This window comes from Streptomyces marianii (assembly GCF_005795905.1).
GTDB lineage: Bacteria > Actinomycetota > Actinomycetes > Streptomycetales > Streptomycetaceae > Streptomyces > Streptomyces marianii.
Window position 1 is genome coordinate 3440640 of sequence record NZ_VAWE01000001.1, and the last position, 15304, is coordinate 3455943.

Below are 15304 nucleotides of genomic sequence, written 5' to 3' on the forward strand. Positions count from 1 at the left end.
CCCGGCCGACGACGCGGCTCCGGCGTCGACGGCCTCCCGCGCGGGTATGGCCCCAGGCACGAGTCTGCCCGGCAGGTGGACGGGGTCTGGTTCCGCCCGTGCGGACCGGACAGCGTGACATACGAGACGCTGCGTCGCAGCAGTGCCCGCCGGCGTCCGTTCCGCAGCCTCCGAGGCGAGCGGAACGACCGGTGCACCGCGCGGACCGCCACCGCTGTGGGCGCCGTGTCCTCCACGGACTCGACGAACTCGCGGAGGACACGGCTCCCCGACGGGCGCGGCATGCCCGCTCGTTCCCGAACAGCGCGTCGAGTCCGCCTCACGGGGCGGCGAGCCGGCGGGTCCCACCACGGGTCGCGCGGCGAGGCGAACGGGGCGTCGAGCGTCCGGGCGAGGAAGCGCTCGTCCAGTGGCCTGAGCAGGGCGCGGAGCTCACGCGCCGACCTCCTGGAGAGGCCGGCCCGCAGCGCCTCCAGGAACGCTCGCACGTCGCTGCCCGTGGCGGGCTCGCAGCACGGGCAGTCGTCGTCCAGCACGGCGTACATCACCCACGGGCCGGGCTTGTAGGCGATCGATCCCGCCAGCGCGCCGGCGCCCGGTGCGTATCACCGGTCCGGAAGCGGCTCAGCTCGATCCGGGCGATCTCGGCACGCGTCCTGCCCGAGAGCCCGGAGTCACCGCTCCGCCGTCCCACGCCCGTGGGGCGTGTGGCAGGCCCTGCCTGACCTGCGAGGGAGCCCTACGCGGCATCGGCCTTGCGTACATTCGTCATGGGTCGATCACGCACCACGGCGTGCGTACCGCCCGCCCAGCGGTTTTCCGTTCCCCCTTGCGACCACGGGCGGCCCTTCGTGTCGCGGTCCGAGCTCCGTACGGCTGTGGCCGTACAGGCCCCGGTCCCCCGGAGAACCCTCGGTAGGGTGGGCGCGACAGCAGCGGACCGTGAACCGGAGCAAGGAGCAGCTGTGAACGAGTCGGCGTCCCTCGCCCTGCAGCAGGAGATCGCCCAGGGGCTCCAGGTCGCCGAGACCTTCGAGGCCGAGCGCGAGATCGAGCGACGGGTGGCCTTCCTCGCCGAGCGTCTGACCTCCACCGGTCTGCGCTCCCTCGTGCTCGGCATCAGCGGCGGTGTGGACTCCACCACCACGGGCCGGCTGTGCCAACTCGCCGTGGAGCGGGCCCGGGCGACCGGCCACGAGGCGCGGTTCTACGCGATGCGGCTGCCGTACGGGGTCCAGGCCGACGAGCACCACGCCCAGCTCGCGCTCTCCTTCATCCGGGCCGATCACGTGCTGACCGTGGACGTCAAGCCCGCGAGCGACGCTGCGCTCGCCGCCCTGCCGACCGGGGAGGTGAGCTTCCGCGACGCCCACCACCAGGACTTCGTGCACGGCAACATAAAGGCCCGGCAGCGCATGATCGCCCAGTACGCGGTGGCGGGCGCGCACGACGGCCTGGTCGTCGGCACCGACCACGCCGCCGAGGCGGTCTCGGGCTTCTTCACCAAGTTCGGCGACGGAGCCGCCGACCTGGTCCCGCTGACCGGTCTGACCAAGCGCCGGGTGCGTGCCGTGGCGGACGCGCTGGGTGCGCCGGCCGAGCTGGTGTGGAAGACGCCGACGGCCGACCTGGAGAGCCTCGACCCGGGCAAGGCGGACGAGAACGCGCTCGGGGTCACGTACGACGACATCGACGACTTCCTGGAAGGCAAGCCCGTCGGCGAACGCGCCTTCGAGACGATCGTCCGCCGCTACCGCGCCACCGACCACAAGCGCGCACTGCCCGTCGCTCCCTGACGCCGGTCCCGGGGGGTACGTCCACGGGGCACTCCGAGGGGCTGAGCCCGGTAACGGTGTGAGGACGGTGCGGGATCGGTCCCATCATGGCCAGGGTGCCGGTCAGACCTCGATGACGACCTCACCCTCGGCGGCCCTGCCCTCCACGGCCGTGTCGGTCTCGGCGACGGCGCAAGCGTGAAGTGCCCGGGGTCGAGCAGCGGTTCGGGTTTCTCCGGTCGCCGAGTGCGGCCGTCCCGCACCGGACCTCGGTGGGAGCGCCACCCGTCCGTGGCACACACGACAACGTCCCCTGATCCGCGTTTTCTCAGGTCAGTGGACGTTCTCATCGCGTGGCGGCGCGCCAGGATTCGAACCTGGACGGGCTAAGCCGACGGAATTGCGGTCCACCGCGCCGCGCCATCGAACGCGGCCTCTCGCCAGCGGATGGGTCCACCTCCGCGGCCCGTCACGCGCCTGTGGCCCGCAGCCGGCCCGGATCTTGCTCTGCCAGCCACCACTCAGACCCGCTCATGGGGGTAGAGGTCCGGCCCCTTCTCCGTCAGCCGGTACTCCTCGCGGGTCCGCCGGGCGTCCCGGTATGCCCGGCGGCTCGCTTCGGGCCCCACCAGGGCACTCGCCGCCGCCACACAGCTCGTCGACCTCGCCCAGGCGGGCGGCGTCGGCGCGGCGGACGCGGCGATGCCCGCCCTCGTCGGCGAGATCGTCGCCTCCGTGGACCTGCAAGGAAGGGGCGGCGTCCCTCCTGGCCCACGGTCCCGGCCGTGCGTCGTTCACGGGTCGCTGAGCCCCCGTCAGCACCGGCGGCGAGGCGCCATTCCGGAGGGGCGCGGCAGCGGGCGGCGCTCCTCCGTCGGCCCGTCCGGGCCTCCGGCGCTCCCTCCGCTCCGCACTCGGACTCCCCACCCCCGGGAGATCGCCCCGGGGCCGGCGATTCATCCGAGGCACTCCGGTCGGCCGTGGTGAGGGCGGTCCCGGTCCGGCGAGGTGTCCGCCGTACCGGCATGGCGCCGGGCCGGGGCTCGCGGCGCTTCGGGGCCGGATGCCGTCCAGGTGCCCGGACGCCCCCTGCCGCTCCGGACCCACAGACGCCTGACGCTCTGACGTTTTACACTCAGAATGTCATTCCGTAGAGTGGAGGCACGACGGACCGCCGAGGTCCGCGCCAGAGGAAGGTTCGATCATGCCGAAGATCCTTTTTGTTGTGAGCGGGGCCCAGTTCTGGACCCTCAAGGACGGCACGAAGCACCCGACCGGCTACTGGGCCGAGGAGGTCGTGGCCCCGTTCGACGAATTCACGGCAGCAGGGCACGAGATCACCGTCGCCACGCCGGGTGGCGTGATCCCGACCGTGGATCAGAGCAGCCTCACCCCGGAGATGGCCGGCGGGCAGGAGAACGTCGAGAAGTTCCGGCAGCGGCTCGCCGACATCGCCCAGCTGCAGAACCCGATCCGCATCGAGGACGTCGCCCTGGACGACTACGCGGCCGTCTACTACCCCGGCGGCCACGGCCCGATGGAGGACCTGGCGGTGGACAAGGACTCCGCCGGCCTGCTGGTGTCCGCCATGCGATCGGGTAAGCCTCTCGGCATCGTGTGCCACGGCCCGGCCGCCATGCTCCCCGCCGTCGACGAGCACGGCACCAACGTCTTCACCGGCTTCCAGGCGACCGGCTTCACCAACGTCGAGGAGGAGCAGGCCGGTTTCGCCGACAAGGCCCCGTGGCTGCTCCAGGACCGTCTGACCGGGATCGGCGCGCGTTTCCGGGAAGGCGACGCCTGGGCGCCGAACGTCGTCGTCGACCGCAACCTGGTCACCGGCCAGAACCCCGCGTCGTCCCTCGACGCAGCGCGGGAGCTGCTGAAGAAGCTGGGCTGATCCATGGACGCCGACCGGCACTCCGAAGTCCTCGACGCGACCTACGCCTGCCTGGTCCGGCACGGGGTACGGCGTACCACGATGGACGACATCGCCTCCGCGATGGGAGTGTCCCGGTCGGCGGTCTACCAGTACGTCCGCAACAAGGACGACGCCTTCCGCAAGCTCGCCGAACGCCTCCACGCCCAGGCACTCCAGCGCGCCCGGCAGGCAGCAGCCGAGGACGCCCCCGATACCCACCGCATCCGGGGTGTCCTGGCCGCCAAACACGACCTGGCCCTCCAACTCATCGGCGACTCACCCCACACCGCCGAACTCATGGACGCCAAAGCCCGGCTCTTCGCCGAGACCTGCTCCACCTTCACCACCGAGCTACGCACCCTGCTCACCGACCTGTTCACCCAGGCCGGAACCACCGACCCCGCACAAGCGGCCGAAGCAGCCGACATCTGCCTCGCCCTCGTCATCGGACTGGAAACCGCCCCCGACAGCCGGCGCCTCCTCCCCCGCGCCGCGGACGCCCTCATCACCGGCCTCCTCCACCAGAACACCCGGCGTCTTCCCCCGGACGGAACGACGCGGGCTCCGCGCTTCCCGTCAGCGGGCGCCCACCCGGGTGCAGCCGCCCGCTGACCGGAACAACCGATGCCGCCGCGTCGGCACGGCCACCGCATCCCCGCCGGCAACCGGCACGGAACACTCCTGCATCGGCTGAGGCGCCCCACCGACCCTTCCCGCGGCTCCCCTCGTCAGGTGACGCCGTCGAGGCTGGGCCGAGGCCTGACACGGTGCCGCTACGTCTGAGCGGTGAGGACACCGGCGGGCTCGGGGGTCCCACCGGGGTGGGTCAATTGATCAGACACTCCCCCACCACCGTCGTGCCGTTCTGGTGGAGGAGGCCGGTGATGAGGGCGTCCGCGGCGCGGGGGAGGAGGCGCCGGCTGTCGGGGGCGGTTTCCAGTCCGATGACGAGGGCGAGGCAGATGTCGGCTGCTTCGGCCGCTTGTGCGGGGTCGGTGGTTCCGGCCTGGGTGAACAGGTCGGTGAGCAGGGTGCGTAGCTCGGTGGTGAAGGTGGAGCAGGTCTCGGCGAAGAGCCGGGCTTTGGCGTCCATGAGTTCGGCGGTGTGGGGTGAGTCGCCGATGAGTTGGAGGGCCAGGTCGTGTTTGGCGGCCAGGACACCCCGGATGCGGTGGGTATCGGGGGCGTCCTCGGCTGCTGCCTGCCGGGCGCGCTGGAGTGCCTGGGCGTGGAGGCGTTCGGCGAGCTTGCGGAAGGCGTCGTCCTTGTTGCGGACGTACTGGTAGACCGCCGACCGGGACACTCCCATCGCGGAGGCGATGTCGTCCATCGTGGTACGCCGTACCCCGTGCCGGACCAGGCAGGCGTAGGTCGCGTCGAGGACTTCGGAGTGCCGGTCGGCGTCCATGGATCAGCCCAGCTTCTTCAGCAGCTCCCGCGGACAGGCCGTCGGCTCCAGGGTGGGCAGCGGTTCGCCGTTGCGGAACACGGCCACTCCCTTCTCTCCCTGGGTCGCACCTGTCCCGATCGGATGACCGGGCGACCGCCAGGGCCCGGTGGATCCCCCGGCCGTCCACCGGCACGGGAGGCGCGGGCCTCGGATCCGATATCACGCCCCCCGGACGGATTACCGGAGGGTACCAAATGGCCTGGCTGCCTCAGGAGCCGGTGGGGCACGGAGCGGTGGCCCTGCTCGCACAGCAGCCGCCCGCGACGTGGCCGCACGACCTGGACGCCTACGCCGCGAACACGGCATCCTCGGTGGTCTTCGGGGCCGCCGCACTCGGACGGCTGCCCTATCCCTCGGCCACCCCGGACTGCGGCACCCTCGCGGACCTGTTCACGGCCCCGTCCGCGACCGGGGCCGCCTCCGGGCCACCGAGATCCCCGACCACATAGCTCCACGACCGGGATGGAGTCCGGCCCAGTCGATCCGACCGCGCCGGGCATGACGAGCCGGCAGCCCCACCGCCCGCGGGAGGCGTCTAGGTGGCCGTCCCATACCGCGGGCCGGTGTCGGCCGTTGAGCGTCCGGGCGATGCGCATGAGGGAAAGGGGACGTGACCGGGACGGCAAGTGAACCGTGCCGGAATCGTCCGTACCCGGAGCGGCTGCGGCAGCAGTTCGAAGGCGTGATCCGGCGGTTCAGGGCGGGTGTGCAGTGGCGTGAGGTGCCGAGTGAGTTCGGCGCCTCGACCGTGTCCAACCGGTTCCGGCAGTGGCGGGACGACGGGGCCCTCGAGGCGCTCCTGGAGGGTGATCGCGGAGGCCGCGCCTGGCCCGCGTTGGCCCCCGCACACGCTGGTCAAGCCCCCGGATCCGGGCGTAACAGACTGGGATGGGACGCCTTTTATCGATTCCGCTCGAAAGATCGCCCCGGAGCAACGAGAAGACCCCCGCCGCCCTGCGTCTCCGCAGGTCAACGGGGGTCTCACTTCGCGTGGCGGCGCCAGGATTCGAACCTGGGTAGGCTAAGCCGACGGATTTACAGTCCGCTCCCATTGGCCACTCGGGCACACCGCCATGGGATGTCGCTCCGGAGCCGTTTTCGCGCGGCGTTCCGTGGCAACGACGTAAACGATACCTGATCCCCAGGGGTGCTCCGCCACCGGATTGATCAGCGCCTCCGGCCGGTGCGGGTGGCTAGGCTTTGCGGTGGCGGTCCGGGCATCCGGCCGTGCTTCTACCCACCCGATACAAGGAGCCACAGGACATGGCCGACTCCAGTTTCGACATCGTCTCGAAGGTCGAGCGGCAGGAGGTCGACAACGCCCTCAACCAGGCCGCCAAGGAGATCTCGCAGCGCTACGACTTCAAGGGCACCGGCGCGACCATCGAGTGGTCCGGCGAGAAGATCCTGATGCAGGCGAGCGGGGAGGAGCGGGTCAAGGCGATCCTCGACATCTTCCAGTCCAAGCTGATCAAGCGGGGAATCTCGCTGAAGGCGCTGGAGGCGGGAGAGCCCCAGCTCTCCGGCAAGGAGTACAAGATCTTCGCGTCGATCCAGGAGGGCATCTCCCAGGAGAACGCGAAGAAGGTCGCCAAGGCCATCCGCGACGAGGGCCCGAAGGGCGTCAAGGCGCAGGTGCAGGGCGACGAGCTGCGGGTCAGCTCGAAGAGCCGCGACGACCTGCAGGCGGTCATCGCGCTGTTGAAGGGGAAGGACTTCGACTTCGCCCTTCAGTTCGTGAACTACCGCTGAGCCGTGACCGCCGCTGAGCCGTCCGGCCGTGCGGAGACAGGCACTCGGGGGTGGTGCGGCCGGGCCGCACCACCCCCGCCTCGCGTCCCGGTGCGGGCCGGAAGCGACCTCCGAATACCGTCGGTGCGGTCGGCCCCCGCGCCGCGGAGTCATGGAGGCGGGACCGCGGAAGGACGGGCCCACGGCGGAGAGGAAAGAGCCATGACGGTGTACACGACGGTCGACAGCCCGCTCGGTGAGCTGCTGCTGGTCGGCGAGGAGTCCGCGACCGCCGTAGGCGGGACCGCGCTCGTCTCGCTCTCGCTGCCCGGGCAGAAGGGCGCGGCGGAGGTGCGGGAGGGCCGGAGGCCCGCGCCGGAGGAGTTCGAGGAGATCACCGCGCAGCTCCGGGCCTACTTCGCCGGGGAGCTGACGTCCTTCTCGGTCGAGTTCGCGAGGGGCGCCGGCACGGACTTCCAGCGGCGCGTCTGGCAGGCGGTGGAGGAGATTCCCTACGGGCGGACGGCGACCTACGGCCAGATCGCCGAGCGGGTCGGCGCCGCGGGGGCCGGGGTGCGGGCGGTGGGGACGGCCGTCGGCCGCAATCCGCTGCTGATCGTGCGGCCGTGCCACCGGGTGATCGGCGCCGACGGCGCACTGCGCGGGTACGCGGGGGGCCTGCCGTGCAAGGAGCGGCTCCTCGGGTTGGAAGGCGCGCTGGTGCCGTGAGCGAAGGACTCTTCCCGCGGGAGCGGGCCGAGCCGGCGCCGGGGGCGGTGCACGTCCCCGGCTGGCTGTCCACCGCCCGGCAGCGGGAACTCGTCACGGTGTGCAGGGAGTGGGCGCGCGGACCGGTCCCGATCCGGCACACCAGGCTGCCGACGGGCGGGGTGATGTCCGTGCGGACGGTCTGCCTCGGGTGGCACTGGCAGCCGTACCGGTACACCCGGACCGCCGACGACGTGAACGGCGCCCGGGTCGCCGGATTCCCCGACTGGCTGGCGGAGTTGGGACGCGAGGCGCTGGCCGTCTCGTACGGCGGCACCGCGGTGGCCGACGGGAGCGGCAGGCCGTACGCGCCGGACACCGCGCTCGTCAACTTCTACGACGGGGACGCCAGGATGGGCATGCACCAGGACAAGGACGAGCGGTCCGGCGCCCCGGTGGTGTCTCTCAGCGTCGGCGACACCTGCGTCTTCCGCTTCGGGAACACCGCGAACCGCGGCCGGCCTTACACGGACGTCGAGTTGGCGTCCGGCGACCTGTTCGTCTTCGGCGGGCCGTCCCGCTTCGCCTACCACGGGGTGCCCAGGGTCCTTCCGGGCACGGCCGATCCCGCGCTGGGTCTGGCCGGCCGGCTGAACATCACCCTGCGCGAGACCGGCCTCCGGGATTGAGCGCCCCGGTTCGGCCGGGGGCGGCCCCGGCCGGCTTTGTCAGCGCGACCGTGAATGGCCGAAGAGGATGCGGTAGGCGATGAGCAGGACGAGCGCGCCACCGATGGCGGAGACCCATGTGGCGCCGTCGTAGAAGTCCTTGGTGATCGGACGGTCCAGGAAGCGGGACGATATCCAGCCACCGACGAAGGCGCCGGCGACACCGATGAGGGTGGTGCCGATCAGTCCGCCCGGGTCGCGGCCCGGCAGCAGGATCTTGGCGATGATCCCGGCGAGCAGACCGAGGACGATCCAGCTGATGATGCCCATGCCATGACCTGCCTTTCCTCGTGCGCGTCCCCGGACTCCTGCCCGTAGCGCGCTGCTGTCATGTCAGACGCCGGCGGGGCGGAGCGCGGTTGCGGCCGTCAGTAGGGTGCGATGCATGACACAGGAACTGCGCAGGTCGCTGGGCGTGTTCGACGCGGTCGTCATCGGGCTCGGCGCGATGATCGGCGCCGGGGTCTTCGTCGCACCGGCGCCCGCGGCCGCGGCGGCCGGCACCGGTCCGCTGCTGCTCCTGGCGCTGGGACTGGCCGCGGTCGTGGCGTACTGCAACGCCACCGCGTCGGCCCGGCTCGCGGCCCGCTACCCGGCCTCGGGCGGGACGTACGTGTACGGGCGGGAGCGGCTGGGCCCGTTCTGGGGCTATCTCGCGGGCTGGGGCTTCGTCGTCGGGAAGACCGCCTCGTGCGCGGCGATGGCACTGACCGCGGGGGCCTACCTCTGGCCCGAGCAGGCACACGCCGTCGCGGTGGCCGCGGTCGTGGCGCTGACGGCCGTGAACTACGGCGGCGTTCAGAAGTCCGCCCGGCTGACCCGGGCGATCGTCGCGGTCGTGCTGGCGGTCCTGGCGGCGGCGGTCGTCGCCTCCCTCACCTCCCCGTCCGCTGCCCCCGGCCGTCTGCTGTCGGGTGGCTCCGGCGGCGGCGCGGGCGGTGTGCTGCAGGCTGCCGGACTGCTGTTCTTCGCGTTCGCCGGGTACGCGCGGATCGCCACGCTCGGCGAGGAGGTGCGGGATCCGGCCCGGACGATCCCGCGTGCGATCCCGCTGGCCCTGGGGATCGCGCTGGGCGTGTACGTGGTCGTGGCCTGTGCGGTCCTCTCCGTGCTGGGCGCGGAGGGACTCGGCGGGGCGACGGCTCCCCTGGCCGACGCCGTCCGGGCGGCCGGGGCGGAGAGGCTGGCCCCCGTCGTACGGGTCGGAGCGGCGGTGGCCGCCCTCGGAGCGCTGCTGGCACTGATCCTCGGTGTCTCCCGGACGACGCTCGCAATGGCCCGGGACGGCCATCTGCCGCGCACTCTCGCGGCCATCCACCCCCGCTTCCAGGTGCCGCACCACGCCGAGCTCGCGGTGGGGGCGGTGGTCGCCGTGGTGGCTGCGACGGCGGACCTGCGGGGCGCGATCGGCTTCTCGTCGTTCGGCGTGCTCGTGTACTACGCCATCGCCAACGCCTCGGCGTGGACACTCGGATCCCGGGGAAGGGCCCTCACGGTCGTCGGGTTGGCGGGCTGTCTGGTGCTGGCTCTCGCACTGCCGTTGGCGTCGGTGGTGGCGGGCGCGGCGGTGCTGGCGGCGGGCGCGGCGGCGTACGCGGTACGGGGGCGGGCCGGCGGTGATCGCCCCTGACACTCGGCCCCGAGGAGGTCGACGACCTCCTCGAAGGGGCTCGTCGGCCTACGCCTGCATCGGCCGCTCCCGCTCGCCCGCTCCCTCGTCACCGGCCGCGCCGCAGCTCCGTGCAGGGCGTCAACGGCTCGGGGCTCACGGGGTGCCGTCCCGCGGGCTCGGGGCTCGGGGCTCCGGTCTCACCTCGCCGTGAACGGCTGGTCGGTCGGCACGATCTCCTTGCCGAGCGGCAGCAGCGAGACGGGGATCAGCTTGAAGTTCGCGAGGCCCAGCGGGATGCCGATGATGGTGAGGCACAGGGCGATGCCCGTGACGACGTGCCCGAGCGCCAGCCACCAGCCGGCCAGGATCAGCCAGAGCACGTTCCCGATGCAGGAGGGCGCGCCCGCGTCCCTGCGTTCCACCACCGTCTGGCCGAAGGGCCACAGCGCGTAGACGCCGATGCGGAAGGCGGCCAGGCCGAAGGGGATGCCGATGATGGTGATGCACAGCAGGACGCCGGCCAGCAGATAGCCGAGGAACATCCAGAAGCCGCAGAGGATGAGCCAGATGACGTTCAGGATTGTCTTCATGGGCGGTGACCTGCCATCTGTTCGAGACGGGCGATGCGTTCGGCCATCGGCGGGTGGGTGCTGAACAGCTTGGTGACGCTCCGGCCCGGTCGGAAGGGGTTGGCGATCATCATATGGCTCGCCGTCTCGATCTTCGGCTCGGGCGGCAGGGGCAACTGCTTGGCGCCCTCCTCCAACTTGCGCAGGGCGCTCGCAAGGGCGAGCGGGTCGCCGGTGAGCCTGGCCCCGTCGGCGTCGGCCTCGAACTCGCGGGAGCGGCTGATGGCGAGTTGGATGACGGACGCCGCGAGCGGACCCAGGATCATGATGAGGAGCAGGCCGAGCAGCCCGGGGCCGTCGTCGTCGTCCGAGCGGCCTATGGGAATCAGCCAGGCGAAGTTCACCAGGAACATGATCACTGAGGCGAGGGCGCCGGCGACGGACGAGATGAGGATGTCCCGGTTGTAGACGTGGCTCAGCTCATGGCCGAGGACCGCCCGCAGTTCCCGCTCGTTGAGGATCCGCAGGATGCCCTCGGTGCAGCAGACCGCCGCGTTGCGCGGATTGCGCCCCGTGGCGAAGGCGTTCGGCGCCTGGGTCGGCGAGATGTACAGCCGGGGCATCGGCTGACGGGCCTGTGTGGAGAGCTCGCGGACGATCCGGTACAGCGCGGGCGCCTCGAACTCGCTGACCGGCCGGGCGCGCATGGCCCGGAGCGCGATCTTGTCGCTGTTCCAGTACGCGTACGCGTTCGTCCCCAGGGCCACGACGACGGCGACGATCAGGCCCGTACGGCCGAAGAGACTGCCGATGACGATGATGAGGGCGGACAGCCCCCCGAGGAGAACGGCAGTCCTCAGTCCGTTGTGCCGGCGGTGCACGGTACGCCCTCCAAGTGGTTCGGCAGGGGAACCCTCTGCGGTCGTGGTCCGCTCTCCAGTGGACCCTCCCGTACTGGTCAACGCCAGGCGGGAGCCGCGGGTTCCCCCGCCGCCACGGGCGGGGAGCCCGGCATCGCTGGGCCGTTCGGGTGACCCGGCCGGCTCAGCGCTGGGAGGGGAGCACCCCGGCCTTCTCCAGTGCCTCGGGGAGAGGCTCCACATCGCTCGTGCAGTGCGCGCAGCGGCTGGCGATCGCGGGGATCTCCGTGTAGCAGCGCGGGCAGTCGCGCACCGCCGCCTTGATGCTGACCGGCTCCTCCTTGGTGAAGCGGTTCTGCACCTTCAGCATCGGGACGACGACGCAGAAGTAGAGGACGGCGGCGGTGATCACGAAGGCGATGGTGGCGCTGATGAAGAGGCCGTAGGGAAACTTCACCCCCTGGACCGTGAAGGCCGCCTTGCTGAAGTCCCCGGCGCCCTGCGTGGCCACGCCGATCAGCGGGGTGATGAAGGCGTTGGTGAGCCCCGTGACGACCGCCGTGAAGGCGGAGCCGACCGCGAGGCCGATCGCCATCGTGATCACGTTTCCACGGAGGATGAAGTCCTTGAATCCGCTCAGCACAGCGGTACTCCCTCGTCGTTCTGCGGCCATGTCGTTCCTGCTGCTCGTCCGGATGCGGTCAACACCGTGCCCGCTCGGGGCACCGCTTGTCGAACCGACGGATCCGCCTACCCGGCGCAGCGCGTTCCACGGCTGCCGGGAGGACACGTGTCCGGTGCCGCGCGGGCGACCTGCGGTTCTGTCGTGCGCCCGTCAGAACAGGTCGACGGCGGCGAAGCGCAGCACCAGCTGCGGCCAACCGGACAGCAGGACCCCCGCGGCTGCGGTGAGCGCGATCGCCGCGGTGACCAGAGCGGGTGCGGTGCGGCGTGCCGGCACGGTCCCGGCCGCGCCCTCGGGCGCCTCCTCCGGCGCCCGGAAGAGCTGGGCGGTCCACTGCAGGTAGTAGTAGAGCGCGATCACCACGTTCACGCCCATGACGACGGCGAGCCAGCCGAGGCCCGCGTCGACCGCGGCCGAGAAGACCGTGACCTTGGCGAAGAGCCCGATGACGCCCGGCGGCAGTCCGGCCAGGCAGAGCAGGAAGAAGGCCAGCACCAGGGCGGTCACGGGACGGGTCGCGTACAGGCCGCGGTAGTCGGCGATCCGGTTCCGGGGTTTCGTGCGGGCGACCAGGGCGACCACGGCGAAAGCCCCGAGGTTCACGACCGCGTACATGAGGGCGTACGCGACGGTGGAGCCGATCCGGACGTCGCCGGACCAGGCGGCCGCGGCGATCGGGACCAGGAGGTAGCCCGCCTGCCCCACGGAGGACCAGGCGAGCAGCCGTACGGCGCTGTTCTCACGGGTGGGCGACTGGCGCACGGCCGCGACGTTGCCGGCGGTCATGGTGAGGGCCGCGAGCACGGCGACGGCGGGACCCCACACGTCCGCATGGGCGGGGAAGGCGATGACCGTCACCAGGATCAGCCCGGAGAAGCCGACGGCCTTGCCGATGACGGAGAGGTACGCGGCGACGGGCAGCGGCGCGCCCACGTAGGTGTCGGGCACCCAGAAGTGGAACGGAACGGCCGCCGTCTTGAAGGCGAACCCGACGAGGGTGAGCGCCACACCCACCTGGGCCAGGGTGTCCAGCTGACCGGGCACGTCGTCCATGCGGGAGGCGATCCGGGTCAGGTGCAGGGTGCCCGTCACCGCGTACACGAAGCTGACGCCCAGCAGCATCACGGCGGTGGCGGTGACCGAGGACAGGAAGAACTTGAGGGCCGCCTCGCTGGACATCCGGTTGCCGCGGCGCAGGCCGACCAGCGCGAACGCGGGCAGCGAGGCGACCTCGAGGGCGACGACGAGAGTGGCGAGGTCCCGCGCGGCGGGCAGCAGGGCCGCTCCGGCCGCGGAGGACAGCAACAGGAACCAGTACTCCCCCGCCGGCAGCCGCCGGCGGGTCTCGGTGACGGAGATCAGAGCGGTGACCAGCGCGCCGCCCAGCACCAGGAACTGGATGACGAGCGTGAACCGGTCCGCCGTGTAGCTGCACACGTCGGGGGCGGTGGTGAGGCAGAACGTGGCGCGGTCCGCTCCGCGCAGCGGCAGCAGCGAGACCACGGCGACTGCGAGGGAGGCGATGGCCGCGTAGCCGAGGAACGCCTTCTTCCGCTCGGCGACGAAGAGGTCGGCGACCAGGATGAGCAGGGCGGCCACCGCGGCGATGGTGGGTGGGGCGATCGCGAGCCAGTCGACGGACTGGACGACGGGCGCGACGAGCGCCTGCGGTGCGGCGGCCAGGGTCATGCCTTTCCTCCAGCGAGGAGCTTCTGCACGGCCGGGTCGGTGAGGCCGAGGAGGACCGCAGGCCAGAGCCCGGCGAGGACGGTGAGGGCGGCGAGCGGCGTCCAGGCGGCGGCCTCGTAGCCCTCTACGTCGGCGAGCCGCGCCTCTCCGGCGGGCCGGGGGCCGCCCATGCAGACACGGCGGACCACGACGAGCAGGTACGCGGCGGTGAGCAGGGTGCCGAGGCCGCCGACGGCCATGAAGGTCAGGAACGCGGGACGGCTGAGGCCGTCGGCTGGATCGAAGGCGCCGAAGAGGGCGAGCATCTCGCCCCAGAACCCGGCGAGACCGGGCAGACCCAGCGAGGCCACCGCCGCGAAGGCGAGCAGTCCGCCCAGGCGGGGCGCGCGGCCGTACAGCGCGGCCCCGGTGGCGCCGGCGAGCGTGTCGAGGTCGGCGGTCCCGTACCGGTCCTTCACCGCGCCGGCCAGGAAGAAGAGCAGACCGGTGATGAGGCCGTGGGCGATGTTGGCGAAGAGCGCGCCGTTGACGCCGGTCGGGGTCATGGTCGCGATGCCCAGGAGCACGAAGCCCATGTGGCCGACGGAGGAGTACGCGATCAGGCGCTTCAGGTCGCCCTTGGAGCCCGGCCTGGCGAGCGCGAGGCAGGCGAGGGATCCGTAGATGACGCCGACGACGGCGAAGGCGGCGAGGTACGGGGCGAAGACCTGCATGCCGTCGGGTGCGATCGGCAGGACGATCCGGACGAAGCCGTACGTGCCCATCTTCAGCAGGACGCCGGCGAGCAGGACCGAACCGACCGTCGGAGCGGCGGTGTGGGCGTCGGGGAGCCAGCTGTGCAGCGGCCACATCGGGGTCTTCACCGCGAGGCCGACCCCGATCGCGAGAACGGCGACGACCTGCACGGACAGGCTGAGGCCGCGGCCGTTGTCAGTGGCGAGTGCCAGCATGTCGAACGTGCCCGCCTGCAGCCCCACGAGGAGCAGGCCGAGCAGCATGACGACCGAACCGAGCAGGGTGAAGAGGATGAACTTCCAGGCCGCGGGGCGGCGGCCGGCGCCGCCCCAGCGGGCGATGAGGAAGTACATCGGGATCAGGACCGTCTCGAAGGCGAGGAAGAACAGCAGCAGGTCGAGAACGGCGAAGGTGGCGAGGGTGCCGGACTCGAGCACGAGGAGCAGCGCGACGAAGGCCTTGGGGGACGGGCCCTCGGGCATCTTGGAGTAGCTGTACAGCGCGCAGAGGAAGGTCAGCAGCGCGGTCAGGACGAGGAGGGGGAGGGAAATGCCGTCGGTGCCGAGGTGGATCCGCACGTCCAGTGCCGGGATCCAGCTGATGTCCGTCGTGGCCTGCATCTTCGACGGCTGGTCGTGGTCGAAGCCCAGCGCGAGGAGGATCGCGGCCGCGAGGATCGCGCCGGTGACGGTCACACCGTGCCGCAGCACGGCCTGGTCCGGTGACTTCCCCTTCAGCCCGGGAGGGGCCGGCAGGAGGGCCGCGGCGGCACCGATGAGCGGGCCGACGACGATGAACGCGAGAAGGAACTGCATCACGGATTCGCTGATATCGATCACGG

At 71.7% G+C, this 15304-nt stretch carries 16 protein-coding genes, 2 tRNA genes and 1 pseudogene; 9 read left to right on the forward strand and 10 right to left on the reverse strand.

The window, feature by feature from the left end:
• Window positions 1-965 precede the first annotated feature (965 nt).
• Window positions 966-1796, forward strand: a complete 831-nt coding sequence (nadE, locus tag FEF34_RS15385; RefSeq protein ID WP_138053695.1) for an ammonia-dependent NAD(+) synthetase — start codon at window positions 966-968, stop codon at window positions 1794-1796.
• A gap of 333 nt (window positions 1797-2129) precedes the next feature.
• On the opposite strand, the gene FEF34_RS41250 is transcribed toward nadE, so the two are convergent.
• Together FEF34_RS41250 and FEF34_RS43665 are read right to left on the reverse strand one after the other, a co-directional pair.
• Window positions 2130-2217: transfer RNA gene (locus FEF34_RS41250), tRNA-Cys, on the reverse strand.
• Between the two features lie 79 nt (window positions 2218-2296).
• Complete coding sequence (locus FEF34_RS43665; protein ID WP_267905221.1) at window positions 2297-2425, reverse strand: hypothetical protein; 129 nt, start codon at window positions 2423-2425, stop codon at window positions 2297-2299.
• Between the two features lie 554 nt (window positions 2426-2979).
• On the opposite strand from FEF34_RS43665, the gene FEF34_RS15395 reads away from it, so the two are divergent.
• On the forward strand, window positions 2980-3675 hold the full coding sequence (locus FEF34_RS15395; RefSeq protein ID WP_138053696.1) for a type 1 glutamine amidotransferase domain-containing protein: 696 nt from the start codon (window positions 2980-2982) through the stop codon (window positions 3673-3675).
• A 3-nt stretch (window positions 3676-3678) separates the two neighbouring features.
• Entirely contained in the window at window positions 3679-4308 is a 630-nt protein-coding gene (locus FEF34_RS15400; protein ID WP_138053697.1) for a TetR/AcrR family transcriptional regulator, read from the forward strand.
• A gap of 214 nt (window positions 4309-4522) precedes the next feature.
• Here the strand turns inward: FEF34_RS15400 and FEF34_RS15405 are convergent, their stop codons facing one another.
• Window positions 4523-5104, reverse strand: a complete 582-nt coding sequence (locus FEF34_RS15405) for a TetR/AcrR family transcriptional regulator (RefSeq protein ID WP_138053698.1) — start codon at window positions 5102-5104, stop codon at window positions 4523-4525.
• 236 nt (window positions 5105-5340) lie between these two features.
• Here FEF34_RS15405 and FEF34_RS15410 point away from each other — a divergent pair, with 236 nt between their 5' ends.
• Window positions 5341-5595, forward strand: coding sequence for a hypothetical protein (locus tag FEF34_RS15410; protein WP_138053699.1), 255 nt, complete (start codon window positions 5341-5343; stop codon window positions 5593-5595).
• A 188-nt stretch (window positions 5596-5783) separates the two neighbouring features.
• Window positions 5784-5954 (forward strand): annotated as a pseudogene (locus FEF34_RS15415) (transposase); the annotation flags it as partial.
• A 183-nt stretch (window positions 5955-6137) separates the two neighbouring features.
• On the opposite strand, the gene FEF34_RS15420 reads toward FEF34_RS15415, so the two are convergent.
• A tRNA-Tyr gene (locus FEF34_RS15420) sits at window positions 6138-6219 on the reverse strand.
• 190 nt (window positions 6220-6409) lie between these two features.
• On the opposite strand from FEF34_RS15420, the gene FEF34_RS15425 reads away from it, so the two are divergent.
• The 3 genes from FEF34_RS15425 to FEF34_RS15435 all read left to right on the forward strand — a co-directional run bounded on the left by FEF34_RS15425 (window position 6410) and on the right by FEF34_RS15435 (window position 8274).
• Complete coding sequence (locus tag FEF34_RS15425; protein ID WP_138053700.1) at window positions 6410-6898, forward strand: YajQ family cyclic di-GMP-binding protein; 489 nt, start codon at window positions 6410-6412, stop codon at window positions 6896-6898.
• 201 nt (window positions 6899-7099) lie between these two features.
• On the forward strand, window positions 7100-7606 hold the full coding sequence (locus FEF34_RS15430; protein WP_138053701.1) for a methylated-DNA--[protein]-cysteine S-methyltransferase: 507 nt from the start codon (window positions 7100-7102) through the stop codon (window positions 7604-7606).
• A complete protein-coding gene (locus FEF34_RS15435) occupies window positions 7603-8274 on the forward strand; it encodes an alpha-ketoglutarate-dependent dioxygenase AlkB family protein (RefSeq protein WP_138053702.1) in 672 nt (223 codons plus the stop codon). Before FEF34_RS15430 ends, FEF34_RS15435 begins: the two co-directional genes overlap by 4 nt.
• A gap of 39 nt (window positions 8275-8313) precedes the next feature.
• On the opposite strand, the gene FEF34_RS15440 is transcribed toward FEF34_RS15435, so the two are convergent.
• Window positions 8314-8583 (reverse strand): GlsB/YeaQ/YmgE family stress response membrane protein, encoded by a 270-nt coding sequence (locus FEF34_RS15440; RefSeq protein ID WP_138053703.1) that lies wholly within the window; start codon window positions 8581-8583, stop codon window positions 8314-8316.
• 115 nt (window positions 8584-8698) lie between these two features.
• Here FEF34_RS15440 and FEF34_RS15445 point away from each other — a divergent pair, with 115 nt between their 5' ends.
• Window positions 8699-9943 carry an APC family permease gene (locus FEF34_RS15445; protein WP_138053704.1) on the forward strand — a complete coding sequence of 415 codons (1245 nt, stop codon included), beginning with the start codon at window positions 8699-8701 and terminating at the stop codon, window positions 9941-9943.
• A 179-nt stretch (window positions 9944-10122) separates the two neighbouring features.
• Here FEF34_RS15445 and FEF34_RS15450 read toward each other — a convergent pair whose 3' ends face one another.
• The 5 genes from FEF34_RS15450 to FEF34_RS15470 all read right to left on the reverse strand — a co-directional run bounded on the left by FEF34_RS15450 (window position 10123) and on the right by FEF34_RS15470 (window position 15302).
• The gene (locus FEF34_RS15450; RefSeq protein WP_138053705.1) at window positions 10123-10515 is read right to left on the reverse strand and encodes a YccF domain-containing protein; all 393 of its coding nucleotides are present in this window, start codon (window positions 10513-10515) and stop codon (window positions 10123-10125) included.
• On the reverse strand, window positions 10512-11375 hold the full coding sequence (htpX, locus tag FEF34_RS15455; protein WP_138053706.1) for a zinc metalloprotease HtpX: 864 nt from the start codon (window positions 11373-11375) through the stop codon (window positions 10512-10514). The genes FEF34_RS15450 and htpX overlap by 4 nt, the downstream gene beginning before the upstream one ends.
• 163 nt (window positions 11376-11538) lie before the next feature.
• Window positions 11539-11997 carry a large conductance mechanosensitive channel protein MscL gene (gene mscL, locus FEF34_RS15460; RefSeq protein ID WP_138053707.1) on the reverse strand — a complete coding sequence of 153 codons (459 nt, stop codon included), beginning with the start codon at window positions 11995-11997 and terminating at the stop codon, window positions 11539-11541.
• Between the two features lie 192 nt (window positions 11998-12189).
• Complete coding sequence (locus FEF34_RS15465) at window positions 12190-13728, reverse strand: NADH-quinone oxidoreductase subunit N (protein WP_138053708.1); 1539 nt, start codon at window positions 13726-13728, stop codon at window positions 12190-12192.
• The gene (locus FEF34_RS15470; protein WP_138053709.1) at window positions 13725-15302 is read right to left on the reverse strand and encodes a complex I subunit 4 family protein; all 1578 of its coding nucleotides are present in this window, start codon (window positions 15300-15302) and stop codon (window positions 13725-13727) included. The genes FEF34_RS15465 and FEF34_RS15470 overlap by 4 nt, the downstream gene beginning before the upstream one ends.
• Window positions 15303-15304: the final 2 nt, after the last annotated feature.